The sequence below is a fragment of the Duganella sp. Root198D2 genome (assembly GCF_001428585.1).
GTDB lineage: Bacteria > Pseudomonadota > Gammaproteobacteria > Burkholderiales > Burkholderiaceae_D > Rugamonas.
This window is the reverse complement of record NZ_LMIC01000008.1, coordinates 76,114-96,553: the sequence shown is the minus strand read 5'-3', so window position 1 is coordinate 96,553 and position 20,440 is coordinate 76,114. Positions and strand designations below refer to the sequence as shown.

23 protein-coding genes are annotated in these 20,440 nt (G+C 61.2%); 7 read left to right on the top strand and 16 right to left on the bottom strand.

Translation table 11 applies throughout. From position 1 onward, the window contains the following. Positions 1 to 11: 11 nt before the first annotated feature. From dxs to ASE26_RS10165, 3 genes are read right to left on the bottom strand one after another with little or no spacing between them, the layout of a single operon-like run. On the bottom strand, positions 12 to 1,880 hold the full coding sequence (gene dxs, locus ASE26_RS10175; protein ID WP_057246165.1) for a 1-deoxy-D-xylulose-5-phosphate synthase: 1,869 nt from the start codon (positions 1,878 to 1,880) through the stop codon (positions 12 to 14). Positions 1,881 to 1,882: 2 nt separating this feature from the next. Further along, positions 1,883 to 2,773, bottom strand: a complete 891-nt coding sequence (locus tag ASE26_RS10170) for a polyprenyl synthetase family protein (protein WP_057246162.1) — start codon at positions 2,771 to 2,773, stop codon at positions 1,883 to 1,885. After that, positions 2,770 to 3,009 carry an exodeoxyribonuclease VII small subunit gene (locus tag ASE26_RS10165; RefSeq protein WP_055932435.1) on the bottom strand — a complete coding sequence of 80 codons (240 nt, stop codon included), beginning with the start codon at positions 3,007 to 3,009 and terminating at the stop codon, positions 2,770 to 2,772. Before ASE26_RS10165 ends, ASE26_RS10170 begins: the two co-directional genes overlap by 4 nt. Before the next feature lie 259 nt (positions 3,010 to 3,268). On the opposite strand from ASE26_RS10165, the gene ASE26_RS10160 reads away from it, so the two are divergent. From ASE26_RS10160 to ASE26_RS10150, 3 genes are read left to right on the top strand one after another with little or no spacing between them, the layout of a single operon-like run. Continuing rightward, the gene (locus ASE26_RS10160) at positions 3,269 to 4,369 is read left to right on the top strand and encodes an aromatic ring-hydroxylating dioxygenase subunit alpha (protein ID WP_055932433.1); all 1,101 of its coding nucleotides are present in this window, start codon (positions 3,269 to 3,271) and stop codon (positions 4,367 to 4,369) included. Further along, positions 4,369 to 5,283, top strand: a complete 915-nt coding sequence (locus tag ASE26_RS10155) for a DMT family transporter (RefSeq protein WP_055932430.1) — start codon at positions 4,369 to 4,371, stop codon at positions 5,281 to 5,283. Before ASE26_RS10160 ends, ASE26_RS10155 begins: the two co-directional genes overlap by 1 nt. A gap of 9 nt (positions 5,284 to 5,292) precedes the next feature. After that, on the top strand, positions 5,293 to 6,147 hold the full coding sequence (locus ASE26_RS10150) for a sulfurtransferase (protein WP_055932426.1): 855 nt from the start codon (positions 5,293 to 5,295) through the stop codon (positions 6,145 to 6,147). A 75-nt stretch (positions 6,148 to 6,222) separates the two neighbouring features. Here ASE26_RS10150 and ASE26_RS10145 read toward each other — a convergent pair whose 3' ends face one another. Beyond that, entirely contained in the window at positions 6,223 to 6,990 is a 768-nt protein-coding gene (locus tag ASE26_RS10145; RefSeq protein WP_055932423.1) for a hypothetical protein, read from the bottom strand. 194 nt (positions 6,991 to 7,184) lie between these two features. Here ASE26_RS10145 and ASE26_RS10140 point away from each other — a divergent pair, with 194 nt between their 5' ends. Continuing rightward, entirely contained in the window at positions 7,185 to 7,370 is a 186-nt protein-coding gene (locus tag ASE26_RS10140) for a hypothetical protein (protein WP_055932420.1), read from the top strand. Between the two features lie 3 nt (positions 7,371 to 7,373). Here ASE26_RS10140 and ASE26_RS10135 read toward each other — a convergent pair whose 3' ends face one another. From ASE26_RS10135 to polA, 6 genes are all read right to left on the bottom strand, one after another. Then, positions 7,374 to 7,844 (bottom strand): TssQ family T6SS-associated lipoprotein, encoded by a 471-nt coding sequence (locus ASE26_RS10135; protein ID WP_055932417.1) that lies wholly within the window; start codon positions 7,842 to 7,844, stop codon positions 7,374 to 7,376. Then, the gene (locus ASE26_RS10130; RefSeq protein WP_055932413.1) at positions 7,841 to 9,583 is read right to left on the bottom strand and encodes a serine/threonine-protein kinase; all 1,743 of its coding nucleotides are present in this window, start codon (positions 9,581 to 9,583) and stop codon (positions 7,841 to 7,843) included. Before ASE26_RS10130 ends, ASE26_RS10135 begins: the two co-directional genes overlap by 4 nt. Continuing rightward, a complete protein-coding gene (locus tag ASE26_RS10125) occupies positions 9,580 to 10,350 on the bottom strand; it encodes a PP2C family serine/threonine-protein phosphatase (RefSeq protein ID WP_055932411.1) in 771 nt (256 codons plus the stop codon). The genes ASE26_RS10130 and ASE26_RS10125 overlap by 4 nt, the downstream gene beginning before the upstream one ends. 10 nt (positions 10,351 to 10,360) lie before the next feature. Further along, positions 10,361 to 10,963, bottom strand: coding sequence for a type VI secretion system-associated FHA domain protein TagH (tagH, locus tag ASE26_RS10120; protein ID WP_055932409.1), 603 nt, complete (start codon positions 10,961 to 10,963; stop codon positions 10,361 to 10,363). A 54-nt stretch (positions 10,964 to 11,017) separates the two neighbouring features. Continuing rightward, positions 11,018 to 11,731 (bottom strand): ZIP family metal transporter, encoded by a 714-nt coding sequence (locus ASE26_RS10115; protein WP_055932405.1) that lies wholly within the window; start codon positions 11,729 to 11,731, stop codon positions 11,018 to 11,020. 280 nt (positions 11,732 to 12,011) lie between these two features. Further along, positions 12,012 to 14,765 (bottom strand): DNA polymerase I, encoded by a 2,754-nt coding sequence (polA, locus tag ASE26_RS10110; RefSeq protein ID WP_055932401.1) that lies wholly within the window; start codon positions 14,763 to 14,765, stop codon positions 12,012 to 12,014. A gap of 109 nt (positions 14,766 to 14,874) precedes the next feature. Between polA and ASE26_RS10105 the strand changes: the two genes are divergently transcribed. From ASE26_RS10105 to ASE26_RS10095, 3 genes are read left to right on the top strand one after another with little or no spacing between them, the layout of a single operon-like run. Continuing rightward, positions 14,875 to 15,291: a hypothetical protein gene (locus ASE26_RS10105; protein WP_055932398.1), complete on the top strand. Its 417-nt coding sequence runs from the start codon at positions 14,875 to 14,877 to the stop codon at positions 15,289 to 15,291. 36 nt (positions 15,292 to 15,327) lie between these two features. After that, a complete protein-coding gene (locus ASE26_RS10100; RefSeq protein WP_055932395.1) occupies positions 15,328 to 16,284 on the top strand; it encodes a homoserine kinase in 957 nt (318 codons plus the stop codon). Beyond that, positions 16,285 to 17,064: a BPSS1780 family membrane protein gene (locus ASE26_RS10095; protein ID WP_057246161.1), complete on the top strand. Its 780-nt coding sequence runs from the start codon at positions 16,285 to 16,287 to the stop codon at positions 17,062 to 17,064. Positions 17,065 to 17,110: 46 nt separating this feature from the next. Here the strand turns inward: ASE26_RS10095 and ASE26_RS29805 are convergent, their stop codons facing one another. The 6 genes from ASE26_RS29805 to ASE26_RS10065 all read right to left on the bottom strand — a co-directional run bounded on the left by ASE26_RS29805 (position 17,111) and on the right by ASE26_RS10065 (position 20,338). After that, positions 17,111 to 17,617 (bottom strand): dual specificity protein phosphatase family protein, encoded by a 507-nt coding sequence (locus ASE26_RS29805; RefSeq protein WP_082507377.1) that lies wholly within the window; start codon positions 17,615 to 17,617, stop codon positions 17,111 to 17,113. A gap of 877 nt (positions 17,618 to 18,494) precedes the next feature. Next, complete coding sequence (locus tag ASE26_RS10085) at positions 18,495 to 18,686, bottom strand: hypothetical protein (protein WP_055932389.1); 192 nt, start codon at positions 18,684 to 18,686, stop codon at positions 18,495 to 18,497. A 67-nt stretch (positions 18,687 to 18,753) separates the two neighbouring features. After that, positions 18,754 to 19,050, bottom strand: coding sequence for a cyclic-phosphate processing receiver domain-containing protein (locus ASE26_RS31465; protein ID WP_057262022.1), 297 nt, complete (start codon positions 19,048 to 19,050; stop codon positions 18,754 to 18,756). Between the two features lie 102 nt (positions 19,051 to 19,152). Next, the gene (locus ASE26_RS10075; protein ID WP_057246156.1) at positions 19,153 to 19,518 is read right to left on the bottom strand and encodes a DUF4844 domain-containing protein; all 366 of its coding nucleotides are present in this window, start codon (positions 19,516 to 19,518) and stop codon (positions 19,153 to 19,155) included. Positions 19,519 to 19,537: 19 nt separating this feature from the next. Continuing rightward, entirely contained in the window at positions 19,538 to 19,999 is a 462-nt protein-coding gene (locus ASE26_RS10070; RefSeq protein WP_057246154.1) for a GNAT family N-acetyltransferase, read from the bottom strand. Positions 20,000 to 20,086: 87 nt separating this feature from the next. Beyond that, positions 20,087 to 20,338, bottom strand: a complete 252-nt coding sequence (locus ASE26_RS10065; RefSeq protein WP_200951608.1) for a hypothetical protein — start codon at positions 20,336 to 20,338, stop codon at positions 20,087 to 20,089. Between the last annotated feature and the right edge of the window lie 102 nt (positions 20,339 to 20,440).

The following is a 20,440-nucleotide window of genomic DNA, read 5'->3' as shown; positions in this document are numbered from 1 at the left end:
GGCATATCCGATCAACCGTTGTTGACCACCAGGCGTGGTTCGTCGCCGAAGCGCGCCTTGATCGAGGCCGCGATGCCGGCGGCATCCAGGCCCACCAGCGCCAGCAGCTTGGCCGGGTCGCCGTGGTCGATGAACTTGTCCGGCAGGCCGAGCATCTGGATCGGCTTGGTGATGCCTGCGGCGGCCATGGCTTCGGCAACGGCAGCGCCGGCGCCGCCCATGATGCAGCCCTCCTCCACCGTCACCAGGAAATCGTGGTCGGCAGCGAGCTGCTTGACCAGTTCCACGTCGAGCGGCTTCACGTAGCGCATATTGGCCACGGTGGCGTTCAGCAGGTCGGCCGCGCCCATCGCCGGCGCCACCATCGAACCGAAGGCCAGGATAGCGATCTTCTGGCCCTTGCGGCGGATTTCGCCTTTGCCGATCGGCAGCGTGGTCAGTTCCTGCGCAATGGCCGCGCCGATGCCGGCGCCGCGCGGATAGCGCACCGCCGCAGGACCGGGGTAGTGGTAAGCGGTCGAGAGCATCTGGCGGCATTCGTTCTCGTCGGACGGCGCCATCACCACCATGTTCGGGATGCAGCGCAGGTAGGCCAGGTCGTAGTTGCCGGCGTGGGTAGCGCCGTCGGCGCCCACCAGGCCTGCGCGGTCCAGCGCAAAGGTCACGTCCAGGTCTTGCAGCGCCACGTCGTGGATCAACTGGTCGTAGCCGCGCTGCAGGAAGGTCGAGTAGATCGCCACGACCGGCTTCAGGCCTTCGCAAGCCAGGCCGGCGCCGAAGGTTACCGCGTGCTGCTCGGCGATACCGACATCGAAGTAGCGGTCCGGATACTCTTTATCGAAGCGCACCATGCCCGAGCCTTCGCGCATGGCCGGCGTAATGCCGACCAGGCGCTTGTCGGCCTTGGCCATGTCGCACAGCCAGTCGCCGAATACTTCGGTATAGGTCTTCTTGGAAGGCGCCAGGGCGGGCTTGATGCCTTCGGCAGGATTGAACTTGCCGGTGCCGTGGTACAGGATAGGTTCGGCCTCGGCCAGCTTGTAGCCCTGGCCCTTGCGGGTCACCACATGCAGGAATTGCGGGCCCTTGAGCTGCTTGATGTTCTGCAGCGTCGGGATCAGCGAATCGAGGTCATGGCCGTCGATCGGGCCGATGTAGTTGAAGCCCAGTTCTTCGAACATGGTGGCCGGAACCACCATGCCTTTTGCATGTTCTTCCAGGCGCTTGGCCACTTCCAGCAACGGGCCTGGCAGCACCGATTTGCCGACGTTCTTGGCGGCGGCGTAGAACTGGCCCGACATCAGGCGCGCCAGGTAGCGGTTCAGCGCACCGACCGGCGGCGAGATCGACATGTCGTTGTCGTTCAGGATCACCAGCAGGTTGCAGTCCTTTTCCACGCCGGCGTTGTTCAGCGCTTCAAACGCCATGCCGGCGGTCATCGAGCCGTCGCCGATCACGGCGATAGCGTGGCGGTGCTCGCCCTTGATCTTGGCGCCCAGCGCCATGCCCAGCGCGGCGGAAATCGAGGTCGAGGAATGCGCGGTACCGAAGGTGTCGTACTCCGACTCCACGCGGCGCGGGAAGCCGGAAATGCCGTTCAGCTGGCGCAGCGTATGGAACTGGTCGCGGCGGCCCGTCAGGATCTTGTGCGAGTAGGTCTGGTGGCCCACGTCCCACACGATGCGGTCTTGCGGCGTGTTGAACACATAGTGCAGCGCAACGGTCAGCTCCACCGTGCCAAGGTTGGACGACAGGTGGCCGCCGGTCTTGGACACGGAATCGAGCAGGAAGCTGCGCAGCTCTTCGGCCAGTGGCGTGAGCTGGTGGCGGCCCAGCTTGCGCAGGTCGGCCGGGTTATTGATGGTTTCAAGCAGTTTCATGTTTAAGCTTTCCTCTGCACGATCAGGTCTGCGAGTTCACGCAGGCGCAGAGCTTGTTCTCCGAACGGCGCCAGCGCAGCGTGCGCATCCTGCCGCAATTTTTCCGCCAGGGCGATCGATGGCTCCAGGCCCAGGATGGATACATAAGTCGGCTTGTTGTCCGCCGCATCCTTGCCCGCCGTCTTGCCCAGCGTGGCTGAATCGGCCGTCGCGTCGAGCACATCGTCGACCACCTGGAAGGCGAGGCCGATGGCGCGCGAATAATCGTGCAGCGCCTTCAGTTCGGCTTCCGTCAAATCCTTGCCCGCCATCGCACCCAGCACGACGGAAGCGCGCAGCAGCGCCCCGGTCTTCAGCTGGTGCATGCGCTCCAGCTGTTCCAGCGTCAGGCTGATGCCCACGCTATCGAGGTCGATCGCCTGGCCGCCGCACATGCCGGCCGAACCGGCGGCATCGGCCAACAGGCGCAGCATGCCGACCAGGCGTTGCGGCGGCACCGAATCGACGCCGGCCAGCACGCCGAAGGCTTGCGCCTGCAGCGCATCGCCCACCAGCAGCGCGGTGGCTTCGTCATAGGCCACGTGCACCGTCGGCTTGCCGCGGCGCAGCGCATCGTCGTCCATGCAGGGCATGTCGTCGTGCACCAGCGAATAGGCGTGGATCATTTCCAAGGCGGCGGCCGCGCGGCTCAGGGCCTGCGCATCGGCGCCGTACAGGGCGCCGGCGGCATACACCAGCAGCGGGCGCACCCGTTTGCCGCCATCGAGTACGGCGTAGCGCATGGCCGCGTGCAGCTTGGCCGGAACGATATCGTCGGCAGGCAGGTAGGACGCCAGGTCCTGCTCCATGCCGGCCTGGATGGTCTTCATCCAGTCCTGGAACGATGCGGTCATTGGACGGCCTCCTCGCCTTCGGCGAATGGCTTGAGCATATCGCCTTCCAGCACCTTGACCTGGGCTTCGACTTTGTCGAGCTGTCCGGCACAGAATTTCACCAGCTCGGAGCCGCGGGCATAGGCTGCCACCGAAGCTTCCAGCGGCAGTTGGCCGGCTTCCATCTGGCTGACCAGCTGGGCCAGTTCGGCCATCGCTTCCTCGAAGGTGGCGGGCGCATTCATTTTCTTGGACATGGCATATAACTTGAGTGTAGCCCGCTATTTTAGAACAAACTCCTGTATCCGGTCTAAAAAGCGGCCTCTAATCCGCTGGAAACGTTGCAATTACTTTCACATTGACTGTCGCGCGCCCCGCCCCAGATAGTTCAGCGAAGATAGCCTGTTTCACGCTATAATCTCCGGTTCTGTCCGAAATACCGTTTTTATTATCTGAATTCAGGTCTTTGCGGATCTTTCTCTTCTTGGTTTGATTATTTAATTAAGGGGGGTTTGGATGTCCGATCTGGGTAGCCACGCCAAGCTGGCGCGTTCCAACGCGCAACTTCCGGTCACCGTCTATTTTGACGAAACGCTGCTGCAGCGTGAAATGCAGGAACTGTTCAAGAAAGGCCCGCGCTACGTCGGCCACGAGCTGATGGTGCCGAATATCGGCGACTTTGCCACGCTGGCGGCTGAAAATGAAGGCCGCATGCTGGTTCGCAATGCCAACGGTATCGAACTGCTGTCCAATGTCTGCCGCCATCGCCAAGCGCTGATGTTCAATGGCCGCGGCAATGCAGACACCATCGTCTGCCCGCTGCACCGCTGGACCTACGACCTGAAAGGCGAGCTGATTGGCGCCCCGCACTTCCCGGACACCCCGTGCCTGAACCTGCCGAAGGCCAAGCTGCAAAGCTGGAACGGCCTGCTGTTCGAGCAGAACGGCTACGACGTCATGGAAAAGCTGGGGAGCCTGTCGGTCACCAAGGACCTGGATTTCAGCGGCTACATGCTGGACCACGTGGAAGTGCACCACTGCGACTACAACTGGAAGACCTTCATCGAGGTCTACCTGGAGGACTACCACGTCGAGCCGTTCCACCCCGGCCTGGGCAGCTTCGTCACCTGCGACGACCTGCGCTGGGAATTCGGCCGGGACTACAGCGTGCAGACGGTGGGCGTGAACCGCGGCCTGAAGAAGTCAGGCTCCGACACCTACCAGGCATGGCACGAGCAGCTGCTCAAGTTCCGCAACGGCGAGCCGCCGAAGCACGGCGCGATCTGGCTCACCCTGTACCCGAACATCATGGTCGAGTGGTACCCGCACGTGCTGGTGGTCTCGACCCTGTGGCCGGAAGGCCCGAACCGCACCCGCAACGTGGTGGAGTTCTACTATCCGGAAGAAATCGTGCTGTTCGAGCGCGAATTCATCGAAGCCGAACGCGCAGCCTATATGGAAACCTGCGTCGAGGACGATGAAATCGGCGCCCGCATGGACGCCGGGCGCAAGATCCTGATGGAGCGCGGCGAGAACGACGCCGGCCCGTATCAATCACCGATGGAAGACGGCATGCAGCACTTCCATGAATGGTACCGGAGCAAACTGGACACCTGATGCAATCACTCTGGATGTTAGTTGCCAGTTTCCTGTTCGCCGCCATGGGGGTGTGCGTGAAACTGGCGTCCGGTGAATTCAGCGTTTCCGAAATGGTGATGTACCGCGGGGTGATCGGCATGGTCATCCTGTTCACCATGCTGCGCCTGCAGCGCGGCACCCTCAAGACCACCATGCCGCTGGCCCACTTGTGGCGCGGCGCGGTCGGCGTACTTTCGCTCTGGATCTGGTACTACACCATCGCCAAGCTGCCCCTGGCCACGGCCATGACGCTCAATTACATGGCGCCGATCTGGATCGCCGTGTGGCTGTTCGGCCATGGCTGGTGGCACCGGAAAAACCGCGTCGAATGGCCGCTGATCCTGGCGGTCGGCATGAGCTTTGTCGGCGTCACCTGCCTGCTGCAACCGGCCTTCGACGCCAACCAGCTCGGCCCCGCCCTGATGGCGCTCGGTTCCTCCGTGCTGTCGGCCATGGCCTATATGCAGGTGCGCAAGCTTGGCCTGGCCGGCGAACCCGAGTCGCGCGTGGTGTTCTTTTTCAGCGTCACCAATTTCTTTGCCGGCTTCAGCGGACACCTGCTGGAAAGCGGATGGAACTGGCACCCGCTGGACAACGCACGCGGCGTGCTGCTGATCCTGGGCATTGGCCTGTGCGCCACCGCCGCACAAGTGGCGATGACGCGCGCCTACCGCCTCGGCAAGACGCTGGTGGTAGCCAACCTGCAGTACACCGGGATTGTGTTCTCCAGCTTCTGGGGCGTGCTGCTGTTCAGCGACAGCTTCGGCTGGCTAAGCTGGGTGGGCATCGCGATCATCCTGCTGTCCGGTGTGGCCGCGACGTTCTACAATACCCGCAGCACGGAACGTGGCAAGGCCATTTCCGAAACCGACCCGATTGCCAGCGAAGTATAAGGACCACGCATGTTCACTACCCTGATCGACGCCAACACCCTTTCGCAGCACCTGTCCGACCCGCAGTGGGTCATCCTCGATTGCCGCCACGACCTGATGAATCCGGACTTCGGCCGCAACGCCTTTGCCGAAGGTCATATCGAAAACGCGCAATTCGCCAATATCGACACCGACCTGTCGGGTCCCAAGACGGGTAGCGATGGCGTGTTCCGTGGCCGCCACCCCTTGCCGGACCGCGCCGCGCTGCTGGAAACCCTGCGCCGCTGGGGCATCAACGACGATACGCAAGTTGTCGCCTACGATGCGCACGGCGGCATGTACGCGGCGCGCCTGTGGTGGCTGCTGCGCTGGGTTGGCCATGGCGCAGCGGCGGTGCTGGACGGCGGCCTGGCCGCATGGAGCGCCGCCGGCCAGCCTTTGGTCACGTCGGTCGCCGAACGCCCGCGCGGCAAGCTCGCCGACAAGGCAGCCCTGGTGCGCACAGTGTCGGCAGCCGAGCTGCTTGAAAACCTCGGGGTAAAACGCCTGCAAGTAGTCGACGCCCGCGCCAACGACCGCTTCCGCGGCGAGAACGAAACGATAGACCCGGTGGGCGGCCACATTCCCGGCGCGCGCAACCGCTTCTTCAAAGACAACCTGCAAGCCGACGGCCGCTTCAAAGACGGCGCCGCGCTGAAGCAGGAACTGACGCCGGTAGTGGGTGCGCCGGTTGGCGCCGTCATGCAATGCGGCTCCGGCGTCACCGCCTGCCACAACCTGCTCGCCCTGGAAATCGCCGGCCTGCCGGGCGCCGCCCTGTATCCCGGCTCCTGGTCCGAATGGTGCGCCGACAGCACCCGCCCCGTCGCCACCGGCCCCGCCTGATATTTCCAAGTACAGTTCAGCCCGTGTCACACTTGGGGTGTGACCCCATGGTGTGACACGAACTCAGCCGTTCAATCAGTCGCCGCCTCCGCCGCCGCAACTGCTGCCACAGCTGCTTCCGCAGCTGCTGCCTCCGCTGTCGCAACTGGAACTGGAGGAATCACTGCTGCAGTCAACCGAACTGCCGCAGCCTGAGCCGCAACTGCTGCCGCTGCTGCTGTCGCTGCTGCTGGAAGCCTGCTGCCGCGCGCGCTGTTCGAAGTCGTCGAACTGGGAGGCCGTGATGAGGCCCGCCGTCAGCAGGCCGGCCGCCGCCATCTGCGGCGGGCATTGGATGTCCGAGTCGAACCGGCCTTGTGCATCGAGTTGGCTGTAGCCGGGCTGGCCGCGCTTGACCGAGTAGCCGAAGCCGGACGGCATCTTCAACTTCTTATCCAGCAAGAACAGCGACGGCAGTCGCGGCCCTTCGGGATTCAGGCATTCGGCCAGGCGCGCCCGCACCAGGCAGACCGCCAGCGCTTCATCCAGGTTGCCGCCCATTGCGGCGCCTTCCACATGCGGCACCACGCGGCCAAAGTGCTTGCGGCAGAATGCTTCGAGCTTGAGCGGGGATAAACGCAGCCAGGCATGCCACACCGAGTCGGCGGCTTTGGATGGCAGGGCACAGGGTTTGCCATCCTGCGCGGCACAGTCGAAGAAGTCGAGCAGGCCAATCGTGGCGCGGGCAAAAAAAACGGCATCTGTCGGGATGCCGTGGTATTCGAGAGGCGCGCTGCTTTTCCAGTAGCTGTAAAGTCCCGCCGGTATCTCCTTGAGGGCTTTGTGGTGATGTGAGCGCGACATGAGGCGCCGCGCGTACCAACTGTTCAACATTGTCCAAATCATGATGCCAGCCTAAGTAAAGATTGTGACAAGTGTATTACAACGTGGCGCGCTTGCCGCACCAGCCCGCTTTTCGTTGGAAATTTGCGTGAGAAAGTGTGACTATATTCTTGAGAGTTCGTCGGGAATAACGAACTTGTCGCGAAAGCAAATATATGAAAATCAGAACAGAGCTGGCGGCCGCGGAATTCGAAACGCAGGACATCGTCCAGATTGCCATGCGCATCAATGTGGAGGCGGGCAGCATTCATGCCTGGATTTTCCTGAAGCAGAACGGCTTCCGGGATGACGAGATCATGAACTTGTTGCGTCACACCCCGTCATTGCGCGTCGTTCATTAGCAGTTACTTTTTTTTTGCAGCTTCCTTGCGGGCGCGTTCGAACGAAGGCGTCCACAGCGGGTGGCCCTTTTCGCCCGGGCTCAGGTCGAAGGACTTGTCCAGCTTGAAGGCCTTGACGAATTGCTGGCGGCACTGGGTGGCGCGGTTGGTGACGCAGTAGCTGAAGGCCGTATATTTGATCGCTTCCAGCTGCAGCGGCTTATCGGCATTCGCCAGTTCAGGCGCCGAGAGCTGCTTGATGGCGCCGTTGAAATTACCCGCCTTGTACATCTCGATACCTGCGCCCAGCGCCTTGCGCGCGTCCGGCACTTCCGGCTCCGCTGGCGGTGGAGGCGGAAGTGCTTTTTTGACCGGCGGCGGCGCCGCTTCTTTTGCAGTGGCAGGAGCGTGTGCCGGCTTGTCATGCAGCGGGCCGAAAGATTCGCAGCCAGCCAGCAAGAGCGCGGCGGCGATCAGGAAACTCTTATTCTTCATTGTCCAAAGTCATGCTTGATGGTGACCGGCTTCCTGGCGTCCACAGTGACCTTCTGGACATATGCTGGGAAGTTGGGGTTCTCGAGGCGAACTTCATGTTCGCCCAAAGGCAGCGTCAGTTTTTTCAAAGGCGGTGTGATGCCTTTCTGTACACCGTCGACGTAAATTGTAGCCCACGGCTGCACAGCGATGCTGAGCGTGCCGGAAGTCGGCGCAGGCGCTGCAGCAGTCGCGGCGGCGGTGCCCGGTGCGGCTTGCTCCGCCGGCGTGGCCGCCGGTACTGCACCTGCCGACGCGGATGCGTTGGCGCTGCTGCCGGCAACGGCAACCTGCGGCTCTGCGGCAGGGGGGCCGGCCTCAGCCAGCGCGCTGGCCGGGACTGCACTGGCAGGCGCTTCAGCGCTTGCGCTGCTTGCTGCCGGCACCTGTGCGCTGGCTACTTCCGGCGCGGCCGGCTTTACCGGGCTGCCGTCGGCAAACCACGTGATGCCGCCAACCAGCAAGGCCAGGACGCAAAGACCGCCGGCGATCATGTTGTTCGATGGGCGCGTGCTGCGTGCAACCGGGACCGCCTGCTTGCCCGATTTGCTGCCGGCCTTGTTGCGCCCGGAGCGGTTGCCCGAATCAAACGGCGAGCTTGCGCTCGGGCTCGAACTGGCGCCGGCTTCGCCCGATGCGGATCCGCCCTTCTCGGCGTTGCGAGGCGTGCGGGGGCGGTTGCGGCGCGGTACATTGTCTGTCGCAGTGCTGGCGTCACCGGCTGCGCCGGCATGCGCGGCCTCGGCGGCGCCGTCGGCTGCGGCTGGCGCATTGCCGCTGTCGGCGGCAGGCGTTGCGGCGGCCGGCGCGGCAGCATCAAGGCCAAGCAGCGCTGAAAATTCGGCGATCGATTGCGGACGGATTTCCGGACGCACGGCCATGCCGCGGTCGATCGCTTCCAGGAACTGGTTGCTGTAGCCTTCGCGCCCGCTGATCGCCAGCGGTTCGATCGGGTCGTTCAGCATGCGCGCCACCGCTGCCGGCGGCGCCTTGCCGGTGATCGCCGCATACATCACGGCAGACAGCGAATAGATATCGGTCCACGGTCCCTGGCGCATCGATTCGTCGTCGGCGTATTGCTCGACCGGTGCAAAGCCCGGCTTCAGGATCACGGTCAGCGACTGCGCCATGTCCTGCACGATCTGGCGCGCGGCGCCGAAATCGAGCAGTACCGGCTGGCCATCGGGCTGGATCATGATGTTTTCCGGCGAGACGTCGCGATGCAGGATCTTGGCCGCGTACAGCGCTTCCAGCGCGCCCAGCACCGGCTGCAGCAGGCGCTTGAGCCATGCTTCGGTCACCAGTTCCGGATTGTCGCGCACCACCGACTTGAAGGTGCGGCCTTCGTAGTAGCGCATGGCCATGTAAGCAGTGCCATGCGACTCCCAGAAGCGGTACACCTTGACCAGCGCCGGGTGGTCGAATTGGGCCAGCAGGCGCGCTTCGTTGATAAAGCTGCGCAAGCCGGCGCCGAAGGCTTCCGCGTGGCGCTTGGAGCGCACCGTCACCGTATGGTCGGTGGCGCGGGCGGCCAGGGCCGACGGCATGTATTCCTTGACCGCCACCGTGCGTTGCAGCGAGTGGTCGAAGGCGAGGTAGACGATGCCGAATCCGCCTTCCCCGATCACTTCGCGGATCTCGAATTCCGCGATGCGGGTGCCAATTGGCAGGCTGTTAGGCAGTTCGACTGCTTTGTTCATGGAGCTTCACCGATAAAAATTGCCTGAGCGCTGAAATTATCGCGCGCCTTATGCACCAGGCCCGCGCGCTCGTCGGCCAGGGTGCAGATGGCGGAAAGCCACTCTTGCGCGCTGCCTGCTTTCGCCAGCAACAACTCCATCTGCGGCTCGGCGACCCATTCCCACAGGCCGTCGGTGCAGATCAGGATTGCATCGCCCGCGCGCAGCGCCATTGGCGGCATCACGGACGGCAGCACTTCATTTTCAGTGCCAATAGCAGCATACAGCACATTGCGCTTGGGATGGCTGCGCGGGTCGGCCCCAGCGGCCAGCCCGGCGTCAATCATCTGTTGCACCATGCTATGGTCGCGCGTGGCATGCAGCAGGCGCCCGCGGCGGAACAGGTAGATGCGGGTGTCGCCCATATGCGCCCAAGTGGCCTGGGAGCCTGCACGGTCGACCAGCGCCAGCGCCACGGTGGCGCTCATGCCCTGCAGCGTGGGGCGTTGTCTTTTGCTGCGTGCTACCGCGATCGCCGCTTCGGCCACCATGGCCGGCGTGGCGTCGGCGCTGAAGGCGGGATGCTCGCCGAAGTTGGACAAGACCGCTTGCACCACGGTCTGGGCCGCGACTTCGCCGCCCTCGTGACCGCCCGCTCCGTCGGAGACGACGAAGCACACCAGTTCACCGCGCTCGGCACGGCCAATAGCATCCTGGTTGGATGCACGTCCGCCGACGGAAGTAACTTCCGCGACGCTGAGCGCAATGCGCTGGGGCATATCGGCCATGGCTGACTCCTTATTCCATCTCGTCCTGGCGGCGCTCGTAAGCGCTCAGGAAAGCATCGCCCAGCGTACCGTTGAAATCGGAGTCGGTTGCCTTGAGCAGGGCCGCGTGCTGGGCACGGTAGCTGTCCCACAAGGCCGCCTTGCGCGCGATCGGCAGGACGGTGCCTACCACGCCGCGCTTCAGCTTCTCCTCGACCGCTTGCGGCGATACCCGCGCCAGCGCTTCCGCGACGGCGCCTTCCATGCCGGCCTTCACGCATGTCTGGTGGGCAGTCAGGTCGGCGAAGGCATCTTCCAGCGCCTCCACCGGTCCCATGAAGCCAGGCATTTTCTTGCGCAGCATCTGGGTCTTGGCAGCCTGGCTGTCAGGCAGGAACTTCAGGGGGTTGTTGTTGCGCACGACGACGACGGTGGCGTCGGCGTGGATGTTGCGCTTGAGCTCAGCGCGATTCAGCAGCAGGCTATGCGCCCCGCTGATCGAGGTGCCGACCAGTTTTCCCAGCATTTCCATGAATTCCGGCGTCAGTTGCCAGTTTGGTTGCACTCCGGCGCCGCGCTGGAATGCGGCCATCAGAGCTTCTGCAGTGTGGTGTTCGGTCGATGTTTCGTGCATGGGGCAATCTCCTATCCCCTTAGCGTAGCAAAAATGATGCCAATGCGTAATAGTTCAATGCGTATCGTGCGCACTGGAAGTGAGGAATAGCACAATTACAACACCAAGTGCAATTAAGAAAACTTGCGGGATGGTCTCGCGCATGGTGGCGCGGCGTTGCATTTGTGGCATCAGGTCGCTGACGGCAATGTAGATGAAGCCGGAAGAGGCAAACACCAGCACGAAAGGAATCAGGTTGGTGGCCTTGTCCAGCGTGTAATAGCCGAGCACGCCGCCAGCCACGGACAGCAGGCTGCACAGCAGGTTGTAGACATAGGCGCGCGTGCGCGAGAAGCCGGCATTCAGCAGTACGATGAAATCGCCGATTTCCTGCGGGATCTCATGGGCAATGATGGCGACGCCGGTCACGATGCCCAGCTGAGGGTTGGCCAGGAAAGCCGCCGCAATCAGGATGCCGTCGGTGAAATTGTGCATGCCGTCGCCCACCAGGATCATCCAGCCGGCACGGCCCGCTTCGGCCTTGTCGTGGCCATGGTGGTGATGGTGGCCGTCGTGCTCGTGGTGGTGCGAGTGGCGCAAGATTGCCAATTTTTCAAGCAGGAAGAAGGCCAGCAGGCCGGCCAGCAGCGCGCCGAACAGGTGGCGCGGGTCGGTGCCGGACTCGAACGCTTCCGGCAGCGCGTGCAGCAGCGAAGTGGACAGCATGATGCCGACCGACAGGCTGACCATCTTCTCCACCACCTTCGACAGCAGGGCGAACGAAAACACCGCCGCTGCCGTAATACTGGCAACGCCGGCGATCGTGGTGGCCAGCAGGATGGAGGTCAGGACGGGGTCGATGGTGCTTCCTTCGCGTGCAAACCGGGCATTTTACCGCCCTGCAGCATTTTTCGCTAACTCAAGCCCTTGCGAAGCCAGCTCGACAGAGACGGTGCCGCTCACTTGCAATTTTTTTATTGTTGTCATTTCAAGTAAGTTGACAAGGTTTGTCGAGCTCGGCTGCCAAAATTTGTCAGTGCTGACAAATTTTGGCGATCAGCAGGCATCTTTAGTGAGCCTCTTCCCAATTGCAGCCAACTCCGACTTCCGCCACCAGCGGCACCTTGAGTTCCGCCACACCCGACATCAGCTTCGGCAGCATGTCCCTGACCAGCGCCAGCTCGGCATCCGGCACTTCCAGCACCAGTTCATCATGCACCTGCATGATCATCTTGCTTGCCAGGCCTTCGCGCTCGAGCCAGTCCTGCACCGCGATCATGGCCAGCTTGATCAGGTCGGCCGCCGTACCCTGCATCGGCGCATTGATCGCCGCGCGCTCGGCACCCTGGCGGCGCGGGCCGTTCGGCGAATTGATCTCCGGCAGCCACAGGCGGCGGCCGAACACGGTCTGCACAAAGCCCTGCGCCTTGGCTTCGGCACGGGTTTCATCCATATAGCGCTTGACGCCGGAGAAGCGGGCGAAATAGCGGTCGATATAGTTCTGTGCTGCAGTGCGGTCGATGCCCAGGTTGGCTGCCAGGCCAAAGGCGCTCATGCCGTAGATCAGGCCGAAATTGATTACCTTTGCGTAGCGGCGCTGCTCCGGCTGCACGTCGGCCGGCGCCACGCCGAATATTTCGGCGGCGGTAGCGCGGTGGATGTCCTCCCCTTCCGCGAAGGCGCGCAGCATCGCCTCGTCACCCGAGATATGCGCCATGATGCGCAGCTCGATCTGCGAGTAGTCGGCCGACACGATGTGGGCGCCCGGCGGAGCGATGAACGCTTCGCGGATGCGGCGGCCTTCGGCGGTGCGCACCGGGATGTTCTGCAGGTTCGGATCGTTCGACGCCAGGCGGCCCGTGATCGCCACCGCTTGCGCATAGTTGGTATGCACGCGGCCGGTGGCCCTGTTGATCATCTTCGGCAGCTTGTCGGTGTAAGTCGACTTGAGCTTGGCCATGCCGCGGTATTCCAGCAGCACTTTCGGCAGCGGATAGTCTTCGGCCAGCTTTTGCAGCACTTCCTCGTCGGTGGAAGGGGCGCCGCTCGGGGTCTTTTTCACCACCGGCAGTTCCAGCTTGGTGAAGAAGATCTCGCCGATCTGCTTCGGCGAGCCGAGGTTGAACGGCTGGCCTGCCAGTTCATAGGCTTTCTGTTCCAGTTCCAGGATGCGCGCGCCCAGTTCGTTGGACTGGGTCGCCAGCAGGCCGGCGTCGATCAGCACGCCGTTGCGTTCGATCTTTTGCAGCACGACCGCGGTCGGCAGTTCGATCGTGTTGTAGATGCGGGTCAGGCCTTCGTCGCCCGAGACCTGGCCATGCATCGCCAGGTGCAGGCGCAGCGTGATGTCGGCATCTTCCGCCGCGTAGTCAGTGGCGCGGCCGATTTCAACCTGGTCGAAACCGATCTGGCTGGCGCCCTTGCCGCACACTTCTTCGTATGCGATGGTCTTGTGGTTCAGGTGGCGCAGCGCCAGGCTGTCCATGTCGTGGGTGCGGTGCGATTCGAATACGTACGATTGCAGCAGGGTGTCGTGCACGACGCCGCGCAGGGTCACGCCATGGTTGGCGAAGATGTGCGCGTCGTACTTCAGGTTCTGGCCCAGCTTCGGCTTGGTCCCGTCTTCCAGCCACGGCTTCAGCTTGGACAGCACCCAGTCGCGCTGCAGCTGCTGCGGCGCGTCCGGGTAGCTGTGCGCCAGCGGGATATAGCAAGCGATGCCCGGCTCGGTGGACAGCGAGATGCCCACCATCTCGGCCAGCATCGGCTCCAGCGACGTGGTTTCGGTATCGATCGCCGTCAGCTCGGCGGCATCGATGCGCGCCATCCACGCTGCCAGTTGTTCCTCGGTCAGCACGGTCTCGTAGCTGATGGTGGCCGGCGGCGCGGCAAACAGGTCAGCCGTGGCGCCCGGTGCCGGCGCAGCGGCAGCCGCACTGCCCGGCGCCGGAGCGGCCGGGGTCAGGCCGGACAGCTCGCGCAGCAGGGTCTTGAAGCCGTACTTGGTGAAGAAGGCAACCAGCTGCTCGCGGTCTTCATCCTTGGCGCCCAGCGATTCGGAAATCGACATCATGTGCGCCGACAGGTCGCAATCGGTCTTCACGGTAATCAGCTCGCGGCCCTTCGGCAGCCACTCCAGCGCCGAGCGCAGGTTGCCGCCCACTACGCCACCGATCTTGTCGGCGTTTGCCATGATGCCAGCCAGGCTATCGTATTCCTGCAGCCATTTCAGTGCAGTTTTCGGGCCGCACTTGGCCACGCCCGGCACGTTGTCGACGGTATCGCCGATCAGGGTCAGGTAATCGATGATGCGGTTCGGCGGCACGCCAAATTTGGCCAGCACGCCCGCCTCGTCCAGCTTTTCATTGGTCATGGTATTGATCAGCATGACTTTCGGCGTGACCAGCTGCGCCAGGTCCTTGTCGCCGGTGGAGATCACCACGTCCAGGCCGGCCTGTTCGGCCTGCACCGACAGCGTGCCGATCACGTCGTCGGCCTCCACCCCTTCTACCATCAGGATCGGCCAGCCCATGGCGCGCACCGCCTCATGGATCGGCTCGATCTGCAGGCGCAGGTCATCCGGCATCGGCGCGCGGGTCGCCTTATAGTCGGGATACATATCGTCGCGGAAGGTCTTGCCCTTGGCGTCGAACACGCAAGCGATGTAGGCAGCCGGGAAGTCGGCGCGCAGGCGGCGTAGCATATTGACCATGCCGTGCATGGCGCCGGTGGGATGGCCTTCGGCGCTGCGCAGGTCAGGCAGGGCGTGGAAGGCACGGTACAGGTAGCTGGAACCATCGACCAGCAACAGGGTCTTTTGCATAGCGGGAGAGTGGTGTAAATCTCAATATTCCATTATCGCAGAGTTTTACAACGGGACAGGAGGGCATTTGATACAATGGTTAAACCAATAAATTGAACGAAATCCCATCATGCGCGCCCAAACTTCCTGGCTTGCCCTTCCCTTCGTCCTGCTGGCCACCGGCGCCGTGGCGCAGTCTGCCCCGCCCCAGCCGCAGCAACTGGAACGCATCGAGGAAGTCGACAATCCGGTAACCGTCTCGGCCAAGCCGAGCACGCAAACCAGGATTGTGGAAAAGCGCGAAGGTGGCCGCGTGACCGAAGCCAAGGTCAAGAGCGGCGGAAGCACGTATACCGTCAAGCCGAATACCCCGGCTGGCAGCGCACTGCCCGGCGATGCAGCCGGCTCGGCCAACCGTGGCCCGCAGTGGACCGTGCTGGAGTTCGACCTCCTCGCCAAGAAGAAGAAACGCTCTGCCGAGGAAGCGGACAAGGAGGACGGCCCGCCGCCTCCACCGCCAGCCCAGCCGGCCGCGTCAACTAAATAAGCGCGCGCCCCGTACGAACACTTAACCTGGTTTCTCATGGCAGTTTTTACCCCGGTCTCACTGGAAGATGTCGGCCATTGGATCAAGCAATTCCCCCTTGGCAAAGCCGTCGCGCTGAAAGGCATCGCGTCCGGCATCGAGAACAGCAATTTTTTCCTGACTACCGAGCGCGGCGAGTTCGTGCTCACAATTTTTGAAAACCTGACGTTCGAGCAGCTGCCGTTCTACCTGCAGCTGATGCGCCACCTCGCCGAACACGGCGTGCTGGTGCCTGCGCCCGTGCCCAACGGCCAGGGAGAACTCTGCGTCCCGCTGCACGGCAAGCCGGCCGCCATCGTCTCCAAGCTCGAAGGCAAGCCGCAAATGGCGCCGCAGCCGGTGCACTGCGCCGCCGTTGGCGCCATGCTGGCGCGCATGCACCTTGCCGGCCAGGACTTCACGCTGCACCAGCCCAACCTGCGCGGCCTGCCGTGGTGGCGCGAAGCTACCGCCGCCGTGTTGCCGCACCTGGCGCTGGAACAAGCCCACCTGCTGCACGACGAGATGAAATTCCAGGAAGCGCTGCATGCTTCCGCCGACTACCACACGCTGCAGCGCGGCCCGGTGCACGCCGACCTGTTCCGCGACAACGTGATGTTCGACGGCGAGCGCCTGACCGGCTTCTTCGACTTCTACTTCGCAGGCTGCGATAGCTGGCTGTTCGATGTCGCCGTGACCGTCAACGACTGGTGCATCGACCTCGCCACCGGCGCGCTCGACGAAGCACGCGTGCGCGCCATGCTGGACGCCTACCACGCCGTGCGGCCATTCACGGCCGCCGAGCACTCGCTGTGGCCTGCCCTGCTGCGCGCCGGAGCATTGCGCTTCTGGATATCGAGACTGTACGATTTTTATTTGCCGCGCGCCGCCGAAATGCTGACGCCGCACGACCCTACCCACTTTGAGCGCATCCTGCGCACACGCATTGCCGTACCGGCCCCGGAGTTGTATTAAATGAGTCATTTACCCGCCAGCGCAGGCATCGCCTGGATCCGCGAAGGCTTCGCCATCTTCCGCAAGCAGCCCGGCGGGCTGATGCTGCTGATGCTGGCCTATCTGGTGGCGGGGATGATAATGGGGATTATTCCCCTGCTGGGACAGTTGCTGCCGATGATTCTCGCTCCGGTGTTCACAGCCGTGTTCGTGCAAGCCTGCGCAGCAGCTGACCGCCAGCAGAAACTGACGCCGGAAATGCTGCACCCTATCTTCCAGAAACCGGTCTTTCCGCGCCTTGCTGGATTGGGCACGCTGTTTGTGATTGTGCTGATCTTGCTCACCTTCGTGTTTGCGAGCATTGTCGGTCTCGATACCATGCGCCAGTTAGTGGAGCAGAAGATGAAGGCCAGCGCGGTGGCAGCCAATGGCAATGTAAACTTTGCCATTTTGGTTGTCTTCCTGGTTTCCCTGCCAGTCAGCATGGCCATGCTGTTTGCGGCACTGCTGATCTTCTGGCAGCAGATGGGCGTCGGCAAAGCACTTTTCTTCAGCTTCTTCGGGGTATGGCGTGCCTTGCGTCCCTTCCTGCTGTACTTCCTGTCGTGGGTAGTGATTGTGATGCTGTTGTCGAGTATGGTGATAATACTGTTCGGCGAAACACTACTTGGCGCAGCAGTGCAGCAGTCAGTCCTGATGGTCATCGCAATGATCATTCAATGCTCGGTGTACGCGGCCTACAAAGGCATATTCGGCGAGCCGAATTTGCCTGGCGCAGGGCTGACGCAAACGCCGACATAGTCTGCCGCCGGGCTCCCGTATCAGGGTGATTCGCTTACGCATTGGCTTAGATTCGCTGCAGAAGCCGAGGGACAGCGACCGAATGAAACCACTCGACCTGAGACTGCGTATCAGGGACCGGCAGGCGGCGAGCTCGCGACAGAATCGCAAATGCCTCCGCTGCGGGAATTCCAAGCTTCAGTAGTACGCAAGCAGCAGTGAGGCCGGAACGACCAATGCCAGCGCGACAATGCACCGCAACGCCGTGATTGTTTTGCACCAGCGAAGTCAACTCGTGTACCAGCGCGAAGAAGTCCGCTGAAGAAGCGGGCGTACTTCGATCTTGAATCGGCAATGACTTGTACTCGATCCCGCTAACCTTGCAAAGTGCCGCCTCATTTGAAATGGACAGTTCTTCGATTTCATATCGATGCAGCAGGCTGACGACATGGGTGACCCCTGACCGTTTCCAGCCTGCGATTTCATCTTCAAGCCAATCACCACCTCGAGGACGAGGCATGATTGCTAGCCTTAGAGGTTCGATATCACGAACCCAGTAAACTTCCGCTGACATAGGAATATATTCCTCGCTATTCGACGTATGCGAAGCGGTACATTGCTCTCAGCATACGGGTGAACTCTACTATCTATAATTTGGCCAGACAACGTTCCAGGTTGTCGGCCCCTTCTATCCTGGACGCACGAGAAGCTGAATTATAAGGCCGACAGCACGTAACACGGACTCACATGAACGCAGATCTCACTATTGCCAACGACGCGAACGAGGTCGTGAGATTGAATCTGCATCAGTTCACATGGATTCAAGCGGAGGAGCCGGTCAGCCTCTAGATCCACCACAGCCTGGATATCCCGGTCATTCAATGTAGGCACATGTTCCTCAATAGTCGATGACGGTCTACTTTGGCCGATAGCACATCAGACGTGCCATGATTCAACTGGGCTGGCGCCACAGGCGGTGAGAATTTTGCAGGATTTGAAAATCGCGAGAAGCTTCATGTAGGCTCTAGGGCGAACGCATTCTTGGCAAATTCCGTGCGCGCGGCCAGCGGTATTCGACCGCCCCTCATACAAGAATGCACTCATCCGAATAGCCCCCTACGGCGGTACCACCTAATGCATGCAGCCTCAAGAAGGAAGAAGCCCACCAACGAAAACATGAAAAGCCAAGGTATAAGTATTCCCCCCGCAAACATCGGCATGACGACGAACCAGCAACAAAATTTGTAGTACCGGGGAAGTGCATTGTACCGCTCCCGCTTTTCAGGGCTTTGTTTGAAGTCGCGCTTATTCAATAAGGCATGCGTGCACAATAGAAACGCATAGCAAATGGCGAAGAGCATAATTTAGTGCAGCGGTGACAAGGAATTCATGCTTCTTTTTCCAACGTACGCCAATCAGGGGGCGCGCGTCCTGCTGACTGAATTGTTGGACTATTTACTTGCCATGGCTAATGCGACGAACGGTGGCATCATCTCTGGAGATTTCTGCAACTGCGACGCCACCGCAGTTGCGGCGTCCGGCACATAACCAGCGGCTGGCTTGTAGTTGTGAGGCTCCGAGCTCTGGGCAAGCGCGTTCGCTGAAAGGAAGGCTACAAAGAAGAGCATCAAGAGATTATTCATATGGGACAACGTGCTTGCTCAGCGGCGCCCTTAGGCGTCCAACGGAACCTATGATTAGCGATGGGGCTCATGTTCTGGCTACCAGACGTTCGAGAGATAGGATACCTGCGATCATCTTATCCCTTGCCGAAGAGTTGGCGGAATGAACTGCGATCTTAGGTGGTTTGAAACCACGAAGCGCAACGGCCTCCTCAATCCAAAGCACAACGTCGTACCCGGTCCCACGTTCGTCGTCGCCGAGGTCGTGGTCCAAGCTCAATTCTTCCACGGCTCCAGATTCAAGAAGCTCGATGGCTTCATCGGGCCAATAGACTCGCACCCATCCCTCTGGGGTAGTGCGTTCATCGTCAAGAAAAACTCGCATGCGTACGAAAGATGGAATCGCTAAGTTTCAAAGTAACTGGCTGCCGGAAGGCGCAGCGTGGAGGCTGTACAGTTGCCCCTCCCCAGGTTCGCAAAAATTGTATTAAATCCCGCCAAGATAATAGCTGAGCAGCCCATCTGAACTTTCGATGCCGAGAATGTCCATGATCTCTTCTATTTCCATTCCAAAATGATCTCGGGCTTCAGTGTCTTCGTCTTCGACTAATCGAAGCGAACTTTGAATTTGAGTAAGCACCCAGCGCTTGCTCGGGTTTTCACCAACGCCAACAATAAGCTTGTCGACCAATGCGTTCAGGATGTCAGAGAGGAGTTCGCGTTCAGGTTCGGCGCCTAGGCCAGGCAGTTCTTCGAGCTTTGGGGCGCTGCGGAATGCGACAAGATCAGCGATCACGGCGTCGTCAACGATGAGCGCTTCGTCTTCTACTTCGGTAATAGGATCGTACGTCATTGATCAATAGTCCAATGTACTAATTCAGCCGCGCCGAAGGCGTCGGCTGGAATGCTTGGTTGGGCCCATTACGCCGCATAGCAATAACGTCTTGGCCCCGAGCCAAATATGAGTATAGCCGCTTGGCCAAAAAGTCCGGCAGCTCTTCGGCACTGACGGCTTCAAACGACGCGGCACCGTAGAACTCCGCGAGGTGTGAATATGGCAGGCAAAACGCTTGGCCAATGTCCATATGCCCGGCACAAGCCTTCAGCAACTGCGAACCGATTCCTTGCCTTTGGAACGTTTCGCTGACCTGCATGCCTCGAAGCACTGTGACGCCATCTTCAGAACATAAGCGTACCGCACCAACAATTTTCTCGCTCGCGGTGGCAACAATTACTGTGTCGTTTTCATCGATCCCACCACCGTATCCAGCCTCGACGTAAAGCGCGCCAACTTGAGGTACGTCAGCATTCTTAGCAAGCCTGACCTTAACCATGTGAGACCCAACGTTGAACGTAAGCGGCCATAGCAACGAGCAGCGTTGCGGAGGCCCGGTTGACGGAATGGTTGGGCAAAAGCGCTTTCATAACAAGCGTTCGCTCACTCGTTGATCGAGCAAGCGATCAATTGCCTCGATTTTTTTGGTAGCGCCAGCCAAGTCAAAGGTGTCTCCGTCACAAACTGCTAAAGCCTCATTATGGAGAGCATACGCGATGTGCGCCGCGATGCGCACCGACATGTCTGCGTCCACGGAACTGCCAAGATAGCCAGAAAGAAGCAGCCGAATTTCGTAGAGCGCCTTCGCAAGAAGCTTGGTTTGATCTGATGTGTCCATTGTCATGTCCGGGCCCAACGTAAATTCGGCATCATATTAACGTTTTAACAAACCTAATTATGACGCCAAACTCCGGGCCTATCAATCACCAATGACGAGACC